Genomic DNA, 18621 nt, shown 5'->3' on the forward strand with positions numbered 1-18621 from the left:
CTACTTCATCTACGACAACTTCCTCGAGGCCGCGCTGGAGCTCGCGCCCCTCTATCCGGACACCAAGTATATCGGCCTGTGGATCGACCTTGATCCCGCCAAGGCGCAGCCCAACCTCAAGCCCCTCTTCTTCCACCCCGAGCAGGGCGCCTTCCTCTGCGGTGCGGCCGCGGCCAAAATGAGCGAATCCGGCAAGGTCGCCTTCCTCGGCGGCGGCGTCAACCCCGGCATCGTCACCTTCCTCGCGGGATACGAGGCGGGCGTCAAGTACGCGGACCCCGACTGCGAGCTGGTCGTCACCTGGGCCAACACCTTCGACGACCCGCTCAAGGGCAAGGAGCTCGCCTCCAGCCTCTACAGCCGCGGCGTCGACGTCATCTTCCAGGCGGCCAACCAGACCGGCCTCGGCGTCTTTGACGCGGCCAAGGAGGCGGGCAAATACGCCGTCGGCGTCGACGTCGACCAGTCGCCGCTCGCGCCCGACAACATCATCGCGTCCACGCTGCTCGACCACGGCTACGCCACCTTCGATTCGATCTCCAAGGCGTTTAACGGCGAGTTCACCAACGAGCAGGTCTATTACGGCCTCAAGGAGGGCTCTCCCGTCATCGCCGTCAATGGGAAGATCGTCCCGCAGGAGGTCCAGGACGAGCTCGCGGAGATCGAGCAGAAGATCATCTCCGGGGAGATCGAACCCCCGAAGACCACCGAAACCAGGTAATTTGTCCCGTCCCTCCGGGCGCGGCGCCCGGAGGGACGCGGAAACTGTGTGTGGGAGGCAGTCATGGAGGACATTGTACTGCAGCTAAAGGAGATCACCAAGATATTCCCCCACCCGGAAAAGCCGGTCGTCGCCAACGACCATGTGTCGCTCGATGTGCGGCGCGGGGAGGTCCACGCGCTCGTGGGGGAGAACGGGACGGGGAAGAGCACCCTCATGAACGTGCTCTACGGGATGCTCGCGCCCGACGGCGGGGAAATCCTGCTGGGCGGGGAGAGCGTCCGCTTCAAAAATCCGCGCGACGCGATCGCGCACGGCATCGGCATGGTGCACCAGCATTTCATGCTCGTGCCCTCCTTCACCGCGGCCGAAAACCTCGTCTTCACCTTTGAGCCGAGGAAAGGCGTCTTTGTCGACACGGCCGCCGCGGAAAAGACCGCGCGGGAGCTCTCGGAAAAATACGGGCTGGCCGTCGACCCCTCGAAAAAGATGAGCGAGTGCCCGCTGAGCATGCAGCAGCGGGTGGAAATCCTCAAAATCCTTTTTCACGGCGCGAGCATCCTCATCTTCGACGAACCGACCGCCGTGCTGACCCCGCAGGAGGCGCAGGAGCTTTTCAAGGCTTTCGAGGAGCTCAAAAAGGACGGCAAATCGATCATCTTCATCACCCACAAGCTCCGCGAGGTCATGGCGGTGGCCGACCGCGCCACCGTCATGCGCAGGGGCAGGGTGATCGACACGGTCGACATCCGTGAGAGCTCGATGGAGGACCTCGCGGAAAAGATGGTCGGCAAGCGGATCGACGTGACGGTCCGCAAGGTGCGCAACGCCGCGATGGGAAGCGGGGAGGAGCGGGAGACGATCCTCTCGCTCGACCGCCTCTCGAGCGGCGCGAGCCCGTCGGGCACCCGGCTGAAAAGCGTGTCGCTCGAGGTGCGCGAGGGGGAGATCCTTGGCATCGCGGGCGTGGGCGGCAACGGGCAGGAGCTCGTCGTGGAGGCGGTGACCGGCCTTCTGGGCGGCATCAGCGGCGGGAAGATGCGCTACCGGGGCCGCGACATCACCGGCTTCGACGCGCACGGCATCCGGCGGATCGGCATCGCGCACATCACCGGCGAGCGCTATGTGCGCGGCATCTGCGCCGAATCGGACATCCACGAGAACCTCATCATGGGCGCGCACCGGCGCGCGCCGTGGGCCTCCAGGCTCTTTTTGAAACCGAAAAAACTCGCGGCGCTCTCCGACCGGCTGATTGGGGAGTTCGCGATCAAGACGGGTTCCCGCCTGACGCCGATTATGAACCTGTCGGGCGGCAACATCCAGAAATGCATCCTCGCGCGGGAACTGAACCTGGCCGGGGACCTGATCATCGCCGAGGAGCCGACGCGCGGCGTCGACATCGGCTCGATCGAGTTTATCCACCAGCAGCTCATCGACCGCGCGAAGGAGGGCTTCGGCGTCCTGCTCGTCTCGACCGACCTCGATGAAATCCTCTCGCTGAGCACACGCGTCCTCGTGATGTTCGGCGGCGAGGTCATGGGCGAGGTCGACCCCGAGGCGCCCGAGGCCGACAAACAGATCGGCCTGCTCATGGCAGGCGTGCGAAAGGGGGAGGCAACGGCATGAAAAGCGAACTTGGCCAGTCCTTCCTGAGGCTGCTCGTCGCGCTGCTCATCGGGCTGGTGGTCAGCGGCGTCTTCATCCTACTCGCCGGGGAAAACCCCATCGACGCCTACGCCGCCATGCTCTCGGGCGCGTTCATCGGAAAGCTCAACATCCTGACCACGCTGCGCTGGTCGGTGCCCTATATGCTGGCGGGCGTCGCGTCCGCCATCGCCATTCGCGTCGGCATCTTCAACATGGGCCTCGAGGGCTGCCTCTATCTGGGCGGGCTCACGGCCGGGCTGGTCGGCGCGTTCCTGCCCGGGCTGCCCCCCGTGCTCCATGTGGCGGTATGCCTGCTCGCGGCCATGGCGGCCGGCGCGCTCTGGCTGCTCATCCCCGCCTGGCTTAAGGCCTACCATGGGGTCAACGAGGTCATCATGACCTGGATGCTCAGCTATATCGCCGTGCTCGCCTGCCAGTTTCTCGCGGCAGAGGTGTTCCAGCGGCCGGAGGACATCACGAGCGCCGTCCAGCAGGTGCGCACCCCCGAAATCCTCGAGACGGCGAAGCTGCCCCAGCTCGTGCCGCCCTACCAGCTCAACGCGGGGCTCTTCATCGCGATTGCCGTGTGCGTCTGCTACTATGTCTTCTGCAACCGCATGAAGGCCGGCTATGAGCACCGGATGATCGGGCTCGCGCCCAAGTTCGCCGAATACGGCGGCGTGGCCGTCCCGAAGGCGCAGTTCTGGTCGCTGCTCGCCAGCGGCGCTGTCGGCGCGCTCGCCGGCGGCGTCGAGGTGCTCGGCGTCCACTACCGATATGTCCACGGCTTTGCGCTCGACATGGGCGCCAACGGCATCATGGTTTCGCTGATGGGCAGGCTCAATCCCGTCGGCGTGCCGGTGGCCGGACTCTTTATGGGCGCCGTCCAGAACGGCGCGCGGGCGATGTCCCGCGCGACCGACGTCTCGCTCGACACGGTGCGCATCCTCATCTCGGTGATCGTCATCTGCATCACCGCCGAGGGGCTCTATGAGTTCCTGCGCATCAAGAAAAAAATGCGGGAGGGGGACTGAGGATGCTGGAAATCATCTTTAGCGAGCACACCCTTCTGACGGGGATCAGCCTCGCTACCCCGCTGCTTCTCTGCGCGCTCGGCGGCTCGGTGTGCAGCAAGGCGGGCAACTTCAACATCGCGCTCGAGGGGTTCATGCTGATCGGCGCCTTCTTCGGCGTTGTGGGCAGCTACTATTTGAAGAGCGCCCTGCTCGGCATGCTGCTCGCCGTGATCGCCGGGATGGCCGCCTCGCTGCTCTACGGGTTCTTCCTCATCCAGCTCAAGGCACATGAGGTCATCCTCGGCTTCGGGTTCAACATGTTCGCCATCGCGATCACCGGGTGGCTGCTCGGGCCGGTCTTCGGCGGGAAGGGGTCGTTCTACGACCCCACCACCCCCTCGCTCGGCAAGATCGCCATTCCCGGGCTCGACTCCGTTCCCCTGCTGCGGGCGCTGTCGGGGCACAACATCATCGTCTATCTCTCGTGGGCGCTGGTGGCCGTGCTCTTCCTTCTCGTCTACAAAACCCCGCTCGGCTACAAGATCCGCGCACTCGGGGAGAACCCCCGGACGCTCACCGCCAACGGCCTGAGCACCAGGAAGTACGCCTATTTCGTCGAGGGGCTCGTGGGGGTCACCTGCGGGCTGGCGGGGGCGTTCCTCTCGATCGGCAACCTCTCGATGTTTACCGAGAACATGACCGCCGGCCGCGGCTTCATCGCGGTCGCGGCGGTCGGGTTCAGCAACGCGTATATCCCGCTGGCGGCACTGGCAAGCCTCGTTTTTGGCATCGCCAACGCCGTCGCGATCCAGCTCCAGGGGCTCGGCATCCCCACGGAATTTGTCGAGATGATCCCCTATGTGATGACCATACTGATGCTGCTGCCCGCCGCTTTCCGCTATACGAAAAAGCGCCGCGCGGCAGGCGGGCGATAAGGAGGCTTCCAGCATGAAAACGTATATCAAGGGCGGCTGGCTCATCGACGGGACCGGCGCGGAGCCGGTCAGGGACCCGGTGATCGTCGTGGAAGGAAAAAAGATCGCGCAGGTCGGCACCGCGGGCTCCATCGAGATCCCCGCGGGCGCGAGGGTGATCGACCGCGGGGAGGAGTTCCTCCTGCCCGGGCTCATCGATTCCCACTGCCACGCGGGGGAGGACTCCAAGCGGGGCGAGTCGGTGCGCGAACAGCACACCAAGCCCGACCCGCTGCGCGCGCTGCGGGGGTACGTCTCCCTCAACCACGACCTGCAATGCGGCGTGACCACCATGCGCCTGCTCGGGGACGGCGGCGGTCTGATCGACAAAATCCTGCGCGACGCCATCGAGGCGGGCGAGATCACAGGGCCGCGGCTGCTCGTCTGCTGTCTGCCGGTGCGCCCCTCCCACGGCACCGCCCCCGAAATTTCCGAGTTCACCGGCGCGGACGGCGTGGACGAGGTGCGCAAGCGGGTACGCCAGGCGATTTATTACGGCGCCGACGTCATCAAGCTCTTCACCTCCAACATCTCCAACGGCGACACCTTCCTCGACTACCTGCGCGGCGACCTCACCCAGGTGGCCGCCTACACGAAGGAGGAGATGGCCGTCGCCGCCGAGGAGGCCCACCGCTGCGGCAAAAAGGTCGCCGCCCACTGCATCGGCGGCCCCGCCATCCGGTGGGGACTCGAGGCGGGCGTCGACTCGATGGAGCACGCCAACCTCATCGAGGAGGAGGACATCCCCTATTTCCTCCAGTACGGCGGCTACATCAGCGATCCCAACCTGCATCTCTTCTTCGACCCCGTCAAGGGCTTTGAGAGCCCGCACAACAAGTCATGGGTGTGGGACGAGCTGCCCGACTGGTGGCACCAGAAGGTGTGGCGCGCCCGCGAGCAGACCCGCCGCGTCTTCCACAAGGCGCTCGAGGCGGGGGTCAAGTTCGCGCTGGCCACCGACCTCAACCACGGCGGCCTCTGGCTGGAGGCCAAGTATTTCGTGCAGGAGATCGGCGCGACCCCGATGCAGGCGGTGCTCGCCTGCACCCGCAACGGCGCCGACTGCTGCGGGATCCTGGAGGAGACCGGCACGGTGGAGGCGGGCAAGTACGCCGACATCATCAGCCTTACCGGCAGCCCGCTGGAGAACATTGAGCATTTGCGCGACGTTGCGATGGTCATGAAGCAGGGGGAGCTCTGCGCCGGATAAGTCCCGCAAAATAAAGTTTCGGAGGACAAGATGAAAAAAAGCCTGGACATCCTCTTCATTGGGGAATCCTGCGTCGTGCACACGACCGAATATAAGGGCAACGACTGCTTCGGCGGCACCCGCTATAACGAATCCGCACAGATCATGCTCGGTGTGCTCGGGGATATGGGGCACCGCGTCACCCACATCCCCTGCCACCGGGTCCACCTCGATTTTCCCGCCGACGCGGCGGCGCTGGCCCGCTACGACGTGGTGCTGCTCAGCGACGTGGGCGCCTGCACCATGCTGCTGCACCCCGACACGGCGCGCTTCTGCAAGCGCACCCCCAACAAGCTTTCGATGCTCGCCGACTATGTGAAGACGGGCGGCGGGCTCGGGATGATCGGCGGCTACATGACCTTCACCGGCATCGACGGCAAGGGCAAGTATAAGGACACGGTCATCGAGGAGATCCTCCCCGTCGACCTGCTGCCCTACGACGACCGGGTGGAAATCCCCGAGGGCGCGGACCTCACGGCCGACCCGTCGGCCCACCCCGTGCTCGCGCCGCTGCCTGAGAAGTGGCCCTTCGTGCTCGGGTATAACCGCCTGATCCCCAAGCCGGACGCGCAGGTGATCGTCTCCCACGAAAAGGACCCGATCATCGCGCTGCGGGAGTGCGGCGGGGGGCGGACGCTCGCCTATGCGACCGACTGCGCGCCCCACTGGGCGCCGCCCGAGATGTACGGGTGGGAGTACTACGGCGTGCTGTGGGACCGCTTGCTGCGGTGGCTGGCAAAGGAATTGGGAGAATAAAGGGAAAAGCGCCGGGAATCTTCCCGGCGCTTTCGCGTCTTCTAAAGGAGGGCGGCCGTGGGGAAGGCGAGTTCCCCGAGCGCGCCTTCGCCGTCGAAGGGTAGGGGCTGGGGCGGACCTGCCGCCGTGAGGGCGGGATTCTCCAGCGTTTCGGCGAGCAGCGCCTCGGATGCCCACAGCGTTTCGATGTGCGCCGTGTCCTCGATGAGCACGGCACGGAAGGGCCCGGCGCTGCCGCAGGTGTGCAGGCAGGCGAGCAGGGCGGAACGGTCGTCGGGCATCACGCAGGGCATCCGCATGCCCGCCGGGTCGCGGCAGGTCAGCCCGTTCACATAGATGGGGGTGAAATCGATCTTGCTTCGCAGCCGCTCGGTGATGAAATCGGCGTTTCCCATGCCCGCCGCGTTGCCCGCCGAATGGGCGGTCAGGTCGAGCACCGCGAGGCGCGCGGCGTGCGGCGGGCCGATTCCAAGCTGCGCCGAGCGCCCGGTGACGTTCGGGTCCATGCCCGCGCCGCTCAGCTCCTTGCCCATCCTGCGCACGAAGAGCGCGTCGAGCGGGTCGAAGGGGATGCGCGGCATAAGGGCTTTGGCCTCGTCGAGCAGGGCGGGCTCCCGCAGGGGAATCCGCTCCGCCGGGATCGCCTCCACGATGCGCAGCCGGTGGCATGCGTTCTCCACGAGCGCAACCCCGAAGGCGACGCGCGCGTTTTGCAGGATGACCCGCCCGCACTCCCAGATGTTTTCCGCCATGCGGGAGAAGCCGGCACTATGGCAGAGGTCCGCGCCGTACCGCTTGCCGAGCCCGATGACGAGCATCTTCATGACGCCGCTTTCCACCCGGCCGCGAAAGTCGGTGTGGGGCTTCACGCGGCCGACCGGCACGATCCAGTCGGCTTCGGCGGCGAGCCGGTCGATGCGCACGGGGACGCCGTCCGCCCGGCGGCCGACCTCCACCGTGTCCATGCAGGAGCGCACCGGCGCGCCCACCGTCTCTTCGGTGACGTCGTAGCGGGCGAGCAGCTCACGCTGCCCCTCCGCGGTCGCGCCCCCGTGGCTTCCCATCGCGGGCACGAGGAAGGGAAGGGCCCCGCGCGACCGCACTGCTTCGGCCAGCGCGCGCAGGATTTCCGGAAGCCGGTCGATCTGCCGGCTGCCCGCCGTGAGGGCCACCGTGTCCCCCGGGCGGAGGCGTTCGAGCACGCCCGTTTCGGTAAGGGTGCGGCGCACCGCCTCCCCGGCGTCGGGGATCTCCCCGCGGTCGAATTGCCGGCGCAGGGGAAAGAAGCGGGGGAGCGCGGTCCCCCGCAGGATTTCACCGTAGACGTCCATATCGTTCCTCCGTTCTGTAAAAAACAGCCGCTTCGCGTCTGTTTTACATTTTAAGGCCGGCCTGCGGCCATGGCCGATTTTTTATTGCGGTGCAATAAAAAATCCCCGCCGCGGCCGCGGCGGGGACGGGATGAGATTCAGGTTTCCTTTTCCTGCACGATCGCTTCCATGTCCTCGAGGGAATTTTCGATGTGCTCGGTCATGAGCGCGACGCCCGCCTCGACGTCGCGCTTTTCAAACGCGCCGATCAGGGCCTCGTGGGTGGTGATCGCATGGTCGGCGTTGTCGGGCAGCAGGTAGGTCTGCACACGGTAATCCACGATGCACTCCGCAATGATCTTCTCCATCCGGATGAGCAGCTCGTTGCCGCTCGCCTCGGCGATCTTGTGGTGGAGCTCCTCGTCGTAGAAGGCCATTTTGACGTAGTTGCGCGCCTTGGCGCTCTGCATGAAGAGGTCGTGGATCACCCGCAGCTGCTCGAGCTGCCGGTCGCTGATCCGCTGGATGGCAAGCCGCGCGGTCATCGTCTCGATGCCCATGCGCACCTCCATAATGCTCGTCAGGCGCTGGCCGTGCTCCCGGAACCAGCAGGCCACGCAGCTGTCGTCGGTGCGCTCGCTGGGAACCCCCTTGAAGTAGGCCCCCTTGCCGCGCTTGACGTCGATCATGTCGATGGCCTGCATCATCCGGTAGGCTTCCCGCGCGGTCGAACGCCCCACGCCGTACATCTCACAGATTTCCTTTTCCGTGGGCATCTTGTCGCCCACAGCGACGTTTTGTTCAACGATGTAATCCTTCAGGTTGTTGATCACCTGATCGACGATCGAAATCCGTTCGATCGGTTTCATCGTTCCCACCACCTTCATCACGCTCGCCGCCTCCCGCCGTCCGTTCCTGTCCTATTATCCGACAACCGGAAGGGCACTTATCCGCCTCCATTATAGCACCCGCTGCCTTTTTCATCAAGCCTCGGCAGGGATTTTGTGGTTATTTCATGACGCGGGCGAACTCCCTGCGGATCTGCTGCTGGAGCCCGGGCTCGTCGATACCCACGTTGGTGAAAATGAAATCGAGGACCGCTTCGAGGGTCTCTTCGCACGGCTCGATGCCCAGGTCGGAAATGCAGGTCGGGGTGCCGAGTTCCTTTAAGAAGCGGATGTTCTTTTCGATGTATTCCTCCGAGTAGCCGTTGACCGCAAGCTGCACCGGAATGCCCGCCGAAACGATCTCGCCGTGCAGGAGCTTCGCGCGCTGGGGCTTATAGAGCTTGCTCACCGCGTCGTAGAGGCCGTGCGCGATCGCGAGCTGCTTGCTGCCGCTCGAAAGCTGGGAGGTGAGTCCGGTCAGCGCGAGATTGGTGAAGAGGATGTCGTCGACGACCGGCGTGAGGCGTCCGGCCTCCGCGTCCCGCACGCTCGCGGCAGCGTCGGCAAAGTACTTCTCGGTGTTGGACTTTGCCACCTGCAGCGCCGAGACGGGCATGATCGTGATGTCCCAGCCCTTGACGAAGCGGATGCTGAAGTCGATCTCGGGGTATTTGGCCATCGCGTCCGCGATGCCCGCCGCGAGCATCCGGGCGGGGGAGCGGCGGGAGAGCAGGTCGGTGTCGACCAGCACGGCGCCCACCGGCTGGCTGCAGTATTCGTTGCAGTCGGGCGTTCCGGTGTCGTCGTATTTGATGCAGACAGTCGCGTAGCAGGCGCAGGTAGCCGCCGTCGTCGGGACCGTGACGACCCGCACGCCCAGCCGGTCGGCCGCGAGCTTGGAAGCGTCCATGCACTTGCCGCCGCCCACGCCGATGACCAGCTTCGCGCCGTATGTACGGGCGTCCGCGACGATCGAGCCGACCGTCGTCTCACTGCAGAAGCCGGAGAACGGATGGACCTTGTATTCCACGCCGCTCTCCCGCAGGCCCTTTTCCACGTCCGGTCCCGCGATCTCCCACGCGGTGTGTCCCGCGACGACGAGCGCCCGGTCGGCGAAGAGCTTCGCCTCGCGGCCGGTCAGCGCGGCCGCGCCCGGGGTCTGGATGTATCTGCCGGCGCCGAGGATGATCTGGGCTCCGTCTCTCATTGAAACCAACTCCTTTTATTGTTTGCCGTCCGGGCTGAGCCCGAACACCTGAATGGCCGTTTTGGAAAAAATCTGTTCGAGCGCCGCCTCGCTTTTGACGGCGCGGCGGTATTTGAGCAGCTCCCCGGCGGCCTGGACCGGCACGTCGGTGGAGAACATCAGCTTGTCGGGGGGCAGCTCCGAGAGGAAGCTCTCGATCCCCTCGATCCCCACGCCGCTCGGCTCGAGCCACACGTGGTCGAACGCCTTCGCGAGCTGCATCGCCTGCACGGTGAAGAAGTCGGAGCCCGCGTGGGCGATCACCGTTTTGACGTCGGGGAAGTCGCGCACGAGGGGATAGAGGCGCGCGGGGTCCGCGAAAGGAATCCCCATGCCGGTGTGCACCATGACCGGGATGCCGAGGGATCGGGCCGTCTCGTAGACGGTGCGCGCGTCGCGGCTCATGAGGTCGACCGCGTGGCCGTTGGGGGTCAGCTTGACGCCGACGAACCCGAGCTCCCGCACACAGCGGCGGACCTCCTCAAAGTAGTCCTCCGGCGTGTAGTGGGGGCTGAGGGAGACCATGCCCCAGATCCGCCCCGGATGGGCGAGGCAGAGGCGGCTGATGCGGTCGTGGGCTTCGCGGGCGTCGGCCAGGTAGGGGCGGGTGATGCAGGGCTGGACGATGCCGCCGTCGATGCCGTTTTCCGAAAAGGTGCGGAGCAGGAGCTCCTCGGTCACTTCAAAGTCGTAGACGCAGTCGCGTCCGAGGTGGCAGTGGGCGTCGAGTATCATAGGCGACCTCCATTTCAAATGGTTGAATATAAGGTTGTCTGATATCTGCACTCATTATAACAATGCCAAAATGGCGTGTCAAGGGGGTAAAATGTATTGTATCGACAAAAAATATCAACTAATTTTAATGATTTACGACAAAATTGTAGAATGGTGATTGACATGGCTTCTCGGCATGAATATAATGGAGGCAAGATGTCAGATAACATTATAACCCGATAAGCAATGCGGGGCGCTGATGTCAAACAGAATTTAGGAGGAACGCAGCATGACGAGAAAAGAGTTTTCCGAGAAATACGGGCAGATTCTCCTGCCCCTGGTGACCCCCTTCGACGAGAAGGAAGAGATCGACTACAAGGTCTATGAGGAACTGATCGAATACCTCATCAAGAACGACCTGTGCGACTCCCTCATCGTCACCGGCACCACCGGCGAGGCGAGCCTTTGCACCTTCGACGAGCGCGTCAAGCTCATGGAGACCGCCGTCCGCGTCAGCGCCGGCCGCAAACCCGTGATCGCCGGCACCGGCTGCGCCTCCACCAAGGAGACCGTCGCCCTTACCCGGAAGGCCGAGGCGCTCGGCATCGACCTGTGCATGGTCGTCTGCCCCTTCTACAACAAACCCACCCAGCCGGGCGTTTACAACCACTATAAGACAATCGCCGAGAGCGTCGGCGTCAACATCCTGCTCTACAACATCCCCATCTTCGTCGGCATCAACATCGACGCCCCCACCGTCCATGAGCTCGCCAAGATCCCCAACATCATCGGCATCAAGGACGAGGCCGGCATCAACCCGACCCAGGTCACCGACTACTTCCTCGCCACCGAGGACGTGAACCCCGAGTTCGTCATCTTCAACGGCGACGACATCATGCTGCTGCCCACCATCGTACAGGGCGCCATGGGCCTCGTCTCGGGCGGCGCGCACATCTTCGGGCACGAGATCCGCGAGATCATGAAGGCGTTCGCCGCCGGCGAGAACGAGAAGGCCAAGGAGCTCTTCGTCCCGCTCTACCGCTTCTGCAAGAGCTGCGGCCAGAACGGGCGCATCCTGCCCAACTCGATCATGCGCCCCGCCATCGAGCTCGTGACCGGCATCAAGGTCGGCCCCGCCAGGAGCCCGCTCGCCCCCATCACCGACGAGGAGAAAGCGGTCCTCGTGGACGTGCTGAAGCAGGTCGGAAAGCTCTCCTGATCAGATGTGGTTTTGGCTCCGCGGAGGCGGGGCTGTGGAAAGAGAACAAGTAACGGGAGGAAACAAAATGAAAAAGCATCTTGCAATCCTACTGGCAGTGGTAATGATGGCGGCCATGCTGGGCGCCTGCGGCGACACCGCGGCGGCTCCCGCCGCCCCGAGCCAGGACGCGGCCCCCGCCGCCCCGGCCGAGCCTTCCCCCGAGGGCGACGCCGCTCCCGCCACCGACGGCGAAATCCTCATCGGCCTGAGCTGCGCGCTCACCGGCAACTTCCCGCTGGCCGGCCAGCGCACCCGCGAGGGCGTCGACCTGGCGCTCGAGGAGATCAACGCGAGCGGCGGCGTGCTGGGCAAGAAGCTCGTCTATACGATTGAGGACGACCAGAACACCCAGACCACCGCGGTCAACGTCGTCACCAAGATCCTCACCCAGGACGTCGCGGCGGTTATCGGCCCCCACACCAGCGGCAACGCCATGGCGACCAACGAGCTCTATAAGAACGCGCAGGTCGCCTTCCTGACCGGCGGCACGAGCCCCAAGCTCGAGGAGGCCGGCAACCCCTACATGTTCCGCTGCCGTCCCGCGGACACGATCAACGGACAGGTCGCCGCCAAGTTCGCGATTGAGAAGCTCGGCGCCACCAAGATCGGCATCTCCTTCAACAACAACGACTTCGGCACCGGCGGCCGCGACGTCATCATCGCCTATCTGGAAGAGGCGGGCGTGCCCTACGTCGCCGTCGGCCACAACGCGGGCGACAAGGACCTCACCGGCCAGATCATGCAGCTCAAGAGCGAGAACGTCGACTGCATCATCTCCTGGACCGACGACGCGGAGGTCGCGCTGACCGCCCGCCAGCTCTATGAGCTGGGCGTCGAGGTCCCGGTCATCGCCTCCGCCGGCGTCGTCATGGACCAGGTGCTCAACCTGCTCGAGCCCGAATACGTCGAGGGCTGGTACTCGGTCACCGACTTCGTCTCCACGAGCAACGACCAGATCACCGCCGACTTCACCAAGAAGTTCACCGATAAGTACGGCTACGCCCCCGAGCTCTACGCCGCGACCTATTACAGCGCGACCTATGTGCTCGCCGACGCGATCGAGCGCGCCGGTTCCGACGACCCGCAGGCGGTCCGCGACGCGCTCGCGGCCACCGAAGGCCTCACCCTCCCCGAGGGCAGCTACAAATGCGACGACAAGGGCAACCTGCTCCACGGCTGCGTCATCGCGCAGATCCTCGACAAGGTGCCCACGATGGTCGAATACGTCGACCTCAACAGCTGACCGGGCCGCAGGAATCTCTCCCACGCGCCGGGGGCGCGGCGCGGGACCGCCATTCGGCGGCCCCGCGCCCGGCGGCCCCCTTCTCCATGCAGAATACGGCTGTTTTGCGCGCGCCGCTGACAAAACAGCAAAGAATACAGGGGTGAAAGAATGACAGCCGAAATCATCGTCCAATTGATTGTCAGCGGGCTGGCCCTCGGGTTCATCTACGCGCTCGTCTCAATCGAGTACACCATCATCTTCAACGCGACCGGCCTGCTCAACTTCAGCCACGACAAGCTCATCATGCTCGGGGCCTACGTCTTTGCAGGGCAGTTCATCGTCCGCATGGGCGCCACGCCCGTCGTCGCCGTCATCGCCACCGTCGCCACCATGTTCCTCTTCGGCGTGCTCGTGGCAACCGGCATCTTCAATCCCTTGCGCAACATGGCGTCCCCCGTCTTCGCCGTCATCGGCACCGTCATCCTCGGGCGCATCCTCACCGAGTCCGCCCGCGTGATCTGGGGCGCCACCCCCTTCACCGTCCCCGGCTTCCTCAAGGGGATCGTCAAGGTCGGGAACATCGTCATCCCCAAGGCGAACATCGCCATCATCCTCGTGTCCGCGGTCATCGTCACCGCTTTGCAGGTCTTCTTCAAGACCACCAAGATGGGCAAGGCGATGCGCTGCGTCCAGCAGAACAAGACGGCCGCGACCCTCATGGGCATCAACGTGACCGCCAACATCAACCTGACAATTGCGCTCAGCGCGGTGATCTGCTCCGCCATCGGCATCATGGTCATCCCGCTCTTCACCATAGACCTCACGATCGCCAACATGATCGGACTCAAGGGCTTCGCGGCCGGCGTCATCGGCGGCTTCGGATATCTGCCCGGCGCGATCGCCGGAGGCATTTTCATCGGCATCTTTGAGAACCTCAGCACGCTGATCATCCCGACGCTCTATAAGGACTGCGTGGCCTTCGTGCTGCTCATCGTTTTCCTGCTTGTGAAACCGTCCGGCCTGCTCGGACACAGACGCTAGGAGGGGCCGGATATGAAAATCGTAAAACGTGTTTCGCTGGTCCTGCTCCTGGCGGTGCTCATCGTCTTCCCGATGAGCTACGACAACGCCTATGTACATATCCTGCTCAGCCAGACGCTCGTCAACATCGTCATCGTCATGGGGCTCAACTTCATCACCGGCCTCACCGGACAGATGAACCTCGGCACCGCCGGCATCATGGCGCTGGGCGCCTACATCGCCGCGCTCACGAGCACCCGCCTGGGCACCTCGCCCTGGATCGGGTTTCTCCTCGCGATCGTCATGGGTATCGCCATCGGCTGGGTGCTCGGCTACCCGAGCCTGCGCCTCAAGGGCGTCTACCTCTCGCTGACCACCATCGGCTTCAGCGAGATCGTCCGCCTCGTGCTCACCAACTGGGTCGAGCTCACCGGCGGCACGATGGGCGTGCAGGGCGTTCCGCACATCGTCCTCTTCGGCTACCCGCTCGACACCTCCCGCAAGGTCTACTACCTCTATCTCGCGGCCGTCGTCCTGCTCGCCTTCACCGCGTGGCGCATCGTCCACTCCAAGTGGGGCCGCGTCTTCAAGGCGATCCGCGACAACGTCGAGGCGGTCGAGGCGTGCGGCATCGACATCGCCAAGATTAAGATCCAGGCGTTCACCCTCGCGACCGTCTTCGGCTGCCTGGGCGGCGCGATGTACGCCTACCTGATGGGGTACATCAACCCCACCACCTTCACCACCGACCTTTCCGCCAACTACCTCATCATGATGATGCTCGGCGGCATCGGTTCGGTCGTCGGCAACATCCTGGGCGCCACGATGATCACCCTGCTGCCCGAGATGCTGCGCTTTTTGGGAACCAACTACTGGCTCTATTTCAGTATCATCGCCCTGCTCTTCGCGATCTTCCTGCCCAACGGGCTCGTCTCCCTCTTCACGAAGGAGAACCGGCTGGGGATGTTCTGGATGGCCAAAAAAGAAAAGACCGGAGGGCGCGGATGATGGAACCTGTCTTGAAGCTGGAACATGTCACCAAACGGTTTTCCGGGCTGGTCGCCGTCAACGACCTGTCGCTGGAAATGCCCAAAAACTGCATCCATTCCCTGATCGGCCCCAACGGCTCCGGAAAGACCACCACCGTCAACATGATCACCGGCGTGCTGCCGGTGAGCGACGGGACGATTCATTACGGCAGCACCCAGATCAGCGGGAAGCCGGTCTTCCAGATCGCCCGGCTCGGCATCGGGCGCACCTTCCAGAACCTCAAGCTCTTCAGCTCGATGAGCGTCCTCGAGAACCTCATGATCGGCGCGCACCAGATGACCAAGATCGGGCTCATCCAGTTCCTGGTCGACCTGCGCGGCGAAAAGCGGGAGGAGAAGCTGCTTATCGAACGCGCCGAGGAGGTGCTGGAGGAGATCGGCATGGCCGACCTGCGGCATGAGAAGGTCAAAAACCTCGCCTACGGCAAGCAGAAGATGACCGAGCTCGGGCGCGCGCTCATGATGAAGCCCGACCTGCTCATCCTCGACGAGCCGGCCGCGGGGCTCAACCCCTCCGAACGCCGCGAGTTCGTCGATATCCTGCTCAAGACCCACGAGAAGGGGATCGACCTCTTCCTCATCGAGCACAACATGGACGTCGTCATGAACATCAGCACCAAGATCACCGTGCTCAACTTCGGCGCGAAGATCGCCGAGGGGAACCCCTATGAGATCCAGAACAACGACGAGGTGATCCGCGCTTATCTCGGCGACAAGTATAAGCCGGTGGATCTCCCGCCGGCGGTGGAGGGTTAGGCTTATGGCTATGCTGAAGGTAAACGGGATCAACGTCTTCTACGGCAACGTGCAGGCCCTCTTCGACGTGTCCATCGAGGTGGGGGACAACGAGATCGTCTCGATCATCGGCGCCAACGGCGCGGGCAAGACCACCCTGATGAAGACGATCATGGGCATCAACCGCCCCTCCAAGGGGGACATCACCTACAACGGCGAATTCATCAGCAGCCTGAAGGCGCACCTCATCGTCGGGCGCGGCATCGTCTACATCCCCGAGGGCCGCGAGGTCTTCCCGCAGATGAGCGTGCTCGAAAACCTCGAGATGGGCGCGTTCAGCAAAAAGTACTCCAAGGCCGAGCTCGACCGCCACGTCGAGGAGGTCTACGAGCTCTTCCCGCGCCTCAAGGAGCGTGCCAGGCAGCTCGCCGGGACCCTCTCGGGCGGCGAGCAGCAGATGCTCGCGATCGGCCGCGGCATGATGAGCGACCCCAAGCTGCTCATGTTCGACGAGCCGTCGCTCGGACTCGCGCCCGTCATCGTCGACGAGATGTTCGACGCGATCGTCAAGATCAACCGCACCCGCAAGACCCCGGTGGTCATTGTCGAACAGAACGCGTTCATGGCGATGTCCATCTCCGACCGCACCTATGTGCTCGAGGTCGGGCACATCGTGGGCAGCGGCCCGAGCCAGGAGCTGCTCAACAGCCCCGATATCAAGAAGGCATACCTCGGCGGCTGACGGAAGGGAGAAGCTGGCCGCGGCGGGGGCGCGGGCCGGCCGCCGGGCCGTTTCCCACCAGCGGTGGTCCGCGGAAAAGCGCGGGATTTTCCCGCTGGAAATCGGGATTTTCACACTTTGCGCGGGATACGCGGCATGTTAAAATGATCCGGGGAAGGGCCGCGTCCCGCCGGGCGTTTTGGCGGCGCGGAGGGCGCAGCGAGCGTCCGGACGGCTGCTTTAATGTCTGACAATCTGATGAGTAAGAAGGGAGAAGGGGCGGATATGAAACTGGTAAGGGTGCTCCACGAGGGCCGCGCGCGTTACGGAAAGCTCTGCGGCGACCGGGTGGAATGGCTGGACGGCTCGGTTTCGGAGGGGTTTTCTCCGGCGGAGGGCGGCGCGCCGCTCTCCGGGGTGAAACTGCTCGCGCCGGTCGAACCCACCAAGGCGGTCTGCGTCGGACTCAACTATATGGACCATATCATTGAATCGCATGAGAAGGTGCCCGAGACGCCGGTCATCTTCATGAAGCCCGCCACCGCGGTCATCGGGCCGGGGGAGGCGATCGTCTATCCGCCGCAGTCGGCGCGGGTCGACTATGAGGGGGAGCTTGCGATCGTCATCGGGAAGCGCGCCAAAAACGTCCCGGAGGAAGCGGCGGGGGAGTATATCCTCGGCTACACCTGCGCGAACGACGTGACCGCCCGCGACCTCCAGCCCACCGACGGGCAGTGGACCGTGGCGAAGGGTTTCGACACCTTCCTGCCGCTCGGTCCCTGCGTCGACACCGACGCGGACCCCGCGGACCTGCCCATTCGCACCATCCTCAACGGCAGGGTGGTGCAGGACTCCAACACGAAGCACCTGCTCTTCAAGCCGCACATGATCGTCAGCCACATCTCGGCGGTCATGACCCTCGAGCCGGGGGACGTCATCCTGACAGGGACCACCCTCGGCATCGGGCCGATGCGGGTCGGGGACCGGGTGTCGGTGGAGATCGGCGGGATCGGCAGGCTGGACAGCGTCGTGGGCGCGCCGTAAGAAACGGAACGCAGAGGCCGCCGGCAGTCCCGACGGCCTCCTTTTGCCGGAAAAACAGAACTGGATAAAGGGGAAAAAGCGCAGATGAATATTTTCGTGTGCATCAAACAGGTCCCCGGGACCAACAAGGTGGACATCGACCCGGTGACCGGCACCCTCAAGCGGGGCGGGGTGGATTCCAAGATGAATCCCTACGACCTCTACGCGCTCGAGACCGCCCTGCGCCTGCGGGAGCAGAGCGGCGGGAAGGTGTCGGTCGTCAGCATGGGGCCGCCGCAGGCCGCCGAGGTCATCCGCGAGGCCTATGCAATGGGCGCGGACGAGGGGGTGCTCCTCTCCGACCGGCGGTTCGGCGGCGCGGACGTGCTCGCCACGAGCTACGCCCTCTCGCAGGGGGTGCGCAGGCTCGGTGAATTCGATCTCATCCTCTGCGGCAAGCAGACGACCGACGGCGACACCGCCCAGGTTGGGCCGGAGCTCGCCGAGTGGCTCGGCATCCCGAGCGTCTCCAACGTGCGCAGAATCCTTGAAATCGGGGAGGACGGCATTTCGGCCGAGATGGATATGCCCGACGACATCGAGCGGGTGAAGGTGCGGTTTCCCTGCCTGCTCACCGTCGATCAGGACATCTTCCAGCCGCGCCTGCCCTCCTACGTCAAAAAGACGGCGAGCGCCGGGCGGCCGGTCGAAATCCTCACGCTCGACGAGATGGAGGACCGCGAGGAGGGCCACTACGGTCTGAACGGTTCGCCCACCCAGGTGCAGCGCATCTTCCCGCCCGCGGCAAACGACCGCCGGGAGCTGTGGAAGGAGGAGGGGGAGGCCCTCTCCGACCGTCTCTACGCGCTGCTGCGCGACAAAAAGTTTGTGTAAGGAGGCCCCGTTATGCCGAGGCTGGTGATTCATCAGGAGAAAATCCCCGACCCCCGCGCGCTGACGGCGCTCTGTCCCTTCGGCGCGCTCGAGGAACACGAGGGGCGCGTTTCGGTCAACGCGGCCTGCAAAATGTGCCGCATCTGCGTCAAAAAGGGCCCCGCGGGCGCGGT

18 protein-coding genes are annotated in these 18621 nt (G+C 64.4%); 14 read left to right on the forward strand and 4 right to left on the reverse strand.

All coding sequences use genetic code 11. The features are described from left to right. The 6 genes from RDM88_RS06410 to RDM88_RS06435 all read left to right on the forward strand — a co-directional run. Positions 1 to 721: BMP family ABC transporter substrate-binding protein (locus RDM88_RS06410; protein WP_308754041.1), on the forward strand; the 721-nt coding region annotated here is incomplete at its 5' end. A gap of 63 nt (positions 722 to 784) precedes the next feature. After that, positions 785 to 2347 (forward strand): ABC transporter ATP-binding protein, encoded by a 1563-nt coding sequence (locus tag RDM88_RS06415; protein WP_308754042.1) that lies wholly within the window; start codon positions 785 to 787, stop codon positions 2345 to 2347. Beyond that, entirely contained in the window at positions 2344 to 3402 is a 1059-nt protein-coding gene (locus RDM88_RS06420; protein WP_308754043.1) for an ABC transporter permease, read from the forward strand. The genes RDM88_RS06415 and RDM88_RS06420 overlap by 4 nt, the downstream gene beginning before the upstream one ends. 2 nt (positions 3403 to 3404) lie before the next feature. After that, a complete protein-coding gene (locus RDM88_RS06425) occupies positions 3405 to 4319 on the forward strand; it encodes an ABC transporter permease (protein ID WP_308754044.1) in 915 nt (304 codons plus the stop codon). Between the two features lie 13 nt (positions 4320 to 4332). Continuing rightward, positions 4333 to 5568, forward strand: a complete 1236-nt coding sequence (locus RDM88_RS06430; protein ID WP_308754045.1) for an amidohydrolase family protein — start codon at positions 4333 to 4335, stop codon at positions 5566 to 5568. Positions 5569 to 5598: 30 nt separating this feature from the next. Beyond that, on the forward strand, positions 5599 to 6363 hold the full coding sequence (locus tag RDM88_RS06435; protein WP_308754046.1) for a glutamine amidotransferase: 765 nt from the start codon (positions 5599 to 5601) through the stop codon (positions 6361 to 6363). Positions 6364 to 6404: 41 nt separating this feature from the next. Here the strand turns inward: RDM88_RS06435 and RDM88_RS06440 are convergent, their stop codons facing one another. The 4 genes from RDM88_RS06440 to RDM88_RS06455 form a co-directional block, all read right to left on the reverse strand. After that, entirely contained in the window at positions 6405 to 7694 is a 1290-nt protein-coding gene (locus RDM88_RS06440) for a lactate racemase domain-containing protein (protein ID WP_308754047.1), read from the reverse strand. Positions 7695 to 7831: 137 nt separating this feature from the next. Then, positions 7832 to 8560, reverse strand: coding sequence for an FCD domain-containing protein (locus RDM88_RS06445; protein WP_308754057.1), 729 nt, complete (start codon positions 8558 to 8560; stop codon positions 7832 to 7834). 121 nt (positions 8561 to 8681) lie between these two features. Next, positions 8682 to 9767, reverse strand: coding sequence for an iron-containing alcohol dehydrogenase family protein (locus tag RDM88_RS06450; RefSeq protein ID WP_308754048.1), 1086 nt, complete (start codon positions 9765 to 9767; stop codon positions 8682 to 8684). A gap of 15 nt (positions 9768 to 9782) precedes the next feature. Beyond that, on the reverse strand, positions 9783 to 10541 hold the full coding sequence (locus tag RDM88_RS06455) for a TatD family hydrolase (protein ID WP_308754049.1): 759 nt from the start codon (positions 10539 to 10541) through the stop codon (positions 9783 to 9785). 268 nt (positions 10542 to 10809) lie between these two features. Between RDM88_RS06455 and dapA the strand changes: the two genes are divergently transcribed. The 8 genes from dapA to RDM88_RS06495 all read left to right on the forward strand — a co-directional run bounded on the left by dapA (position 10810) and on the right by RDM88_RS06495 (position 18448). Further along, positions 10810 to 11739: a 4-hydroxy-tetrahydrodipicolinate synthase gene (gene dapA, locus RDM88_RS06460; protein WP_308754050.1), complete on the forward strand. Its 930-nt coding sequence runs from the start codon at positions 10810 to 10812 to the stop codon at positions 11737 to 11739. Between the two features lie 67 nt (positions 11740 to 11806). Further along, positions 11807 to 13024 carry an ABC transporter substrate-binding protein gene (locus RDM88_RS06465; RefSeq protein WP_308754051.1) on the forward strand — a complete coding sequence of 406 codons (1218 nt, stop codon included), beginning with the start codon at positions 11807 to 11809 and terminating at the stop codon, positions 13022 to 13024. A 150-nt stretch (positions 13025 to 13174) separates the two neighbouring features. Further along, the gene (locus tag RDM88_RS06470; RefSeq protein ID WP_308754052.1) at positions 13175 to 14047 is read left to right on the forward strand and encodes a branched-chain amino acid ABC transporter permease; all 873 of its coding nucleotides are present in this window, start codon (positions 13175 to 13177) and stop codon (positions 14045 to 14047) included. A gap of 12 nt (positions 14048 to 14059) precedes the next feature. Next, entirely contained in the window at positions 14060 to 15034 is a 975-nt protein-coding gene (locus RDM88_RS06475) for a branched-chain amino acid ABC transporter permease (protein ID WP_308754053.1), read from the forward strand. Further along, the gene (locus RDM88_RS06480; protein ID WP_374045422.1) at positions 15034 to 15831 is read left to right on the forward strand and encodes an ABC transporter ATP-binding protein; all 798 of its coding nucleotides are present in this window, start codon (positions 15034 to 15036) and stop codon (positions 15829 to 15831) included. The genes RDM88_RS06475 and RDM88_RS06480 overlap by 1 nt, the downstream gene beginning before the upstream one ends. 10 nt (positions 15832 to 15841) lie before the next feature. Beyond that, a complete protein-coding gene (locus RDM88_RS06485) occupies positions 15842 to 16552 on the forward strand; it encodes an ABC transporter ATP-binding protein (protein WP_308754058.1) in 711 nt (236 codons plus the stop codon). A 264-nt stretch (positions 16553 to 16816) separates the two neighbouring features. Then, positions 16817 to 17575: a fumarylacetoacetate hydrolase family protein gene (locus tag RDM88_RS06490; protein WP_308754055.1), complete on the forward strand. Its 759-nt coding sequence runs from the start codon at positions 16817 to 16819 to the stop codon at positions 17573 to 17575. 84 nt (positions 17576 to 17659) lie between these two features. Continuing rightward, the gene (locus tag RDM88_RS06495) at positions 17660 to 18448 is read left to right on the forward strand and encodes an electron transfer flavoprotein subunit beta/FixA family protein (RefSeq protein WP_308754056.1); all 789 of its coding nucleotides are present in this window, start codon (positions 17660 to 17662) and stop codon (positions 18446 to 18448) included. Positions 18449 to 18621: the final 173 nt, after the last annotated feature.

The sequence above is a fragment of the uncultured Anaerotruncus sp. genome (genome assembly GCF_902490045.1).
Taxonomy (GTDB): domain Bacteria; phylum Bacillota; class Clostridia; order Oscillospirales; family Ruminococcaceae; genus Anaerotruncus.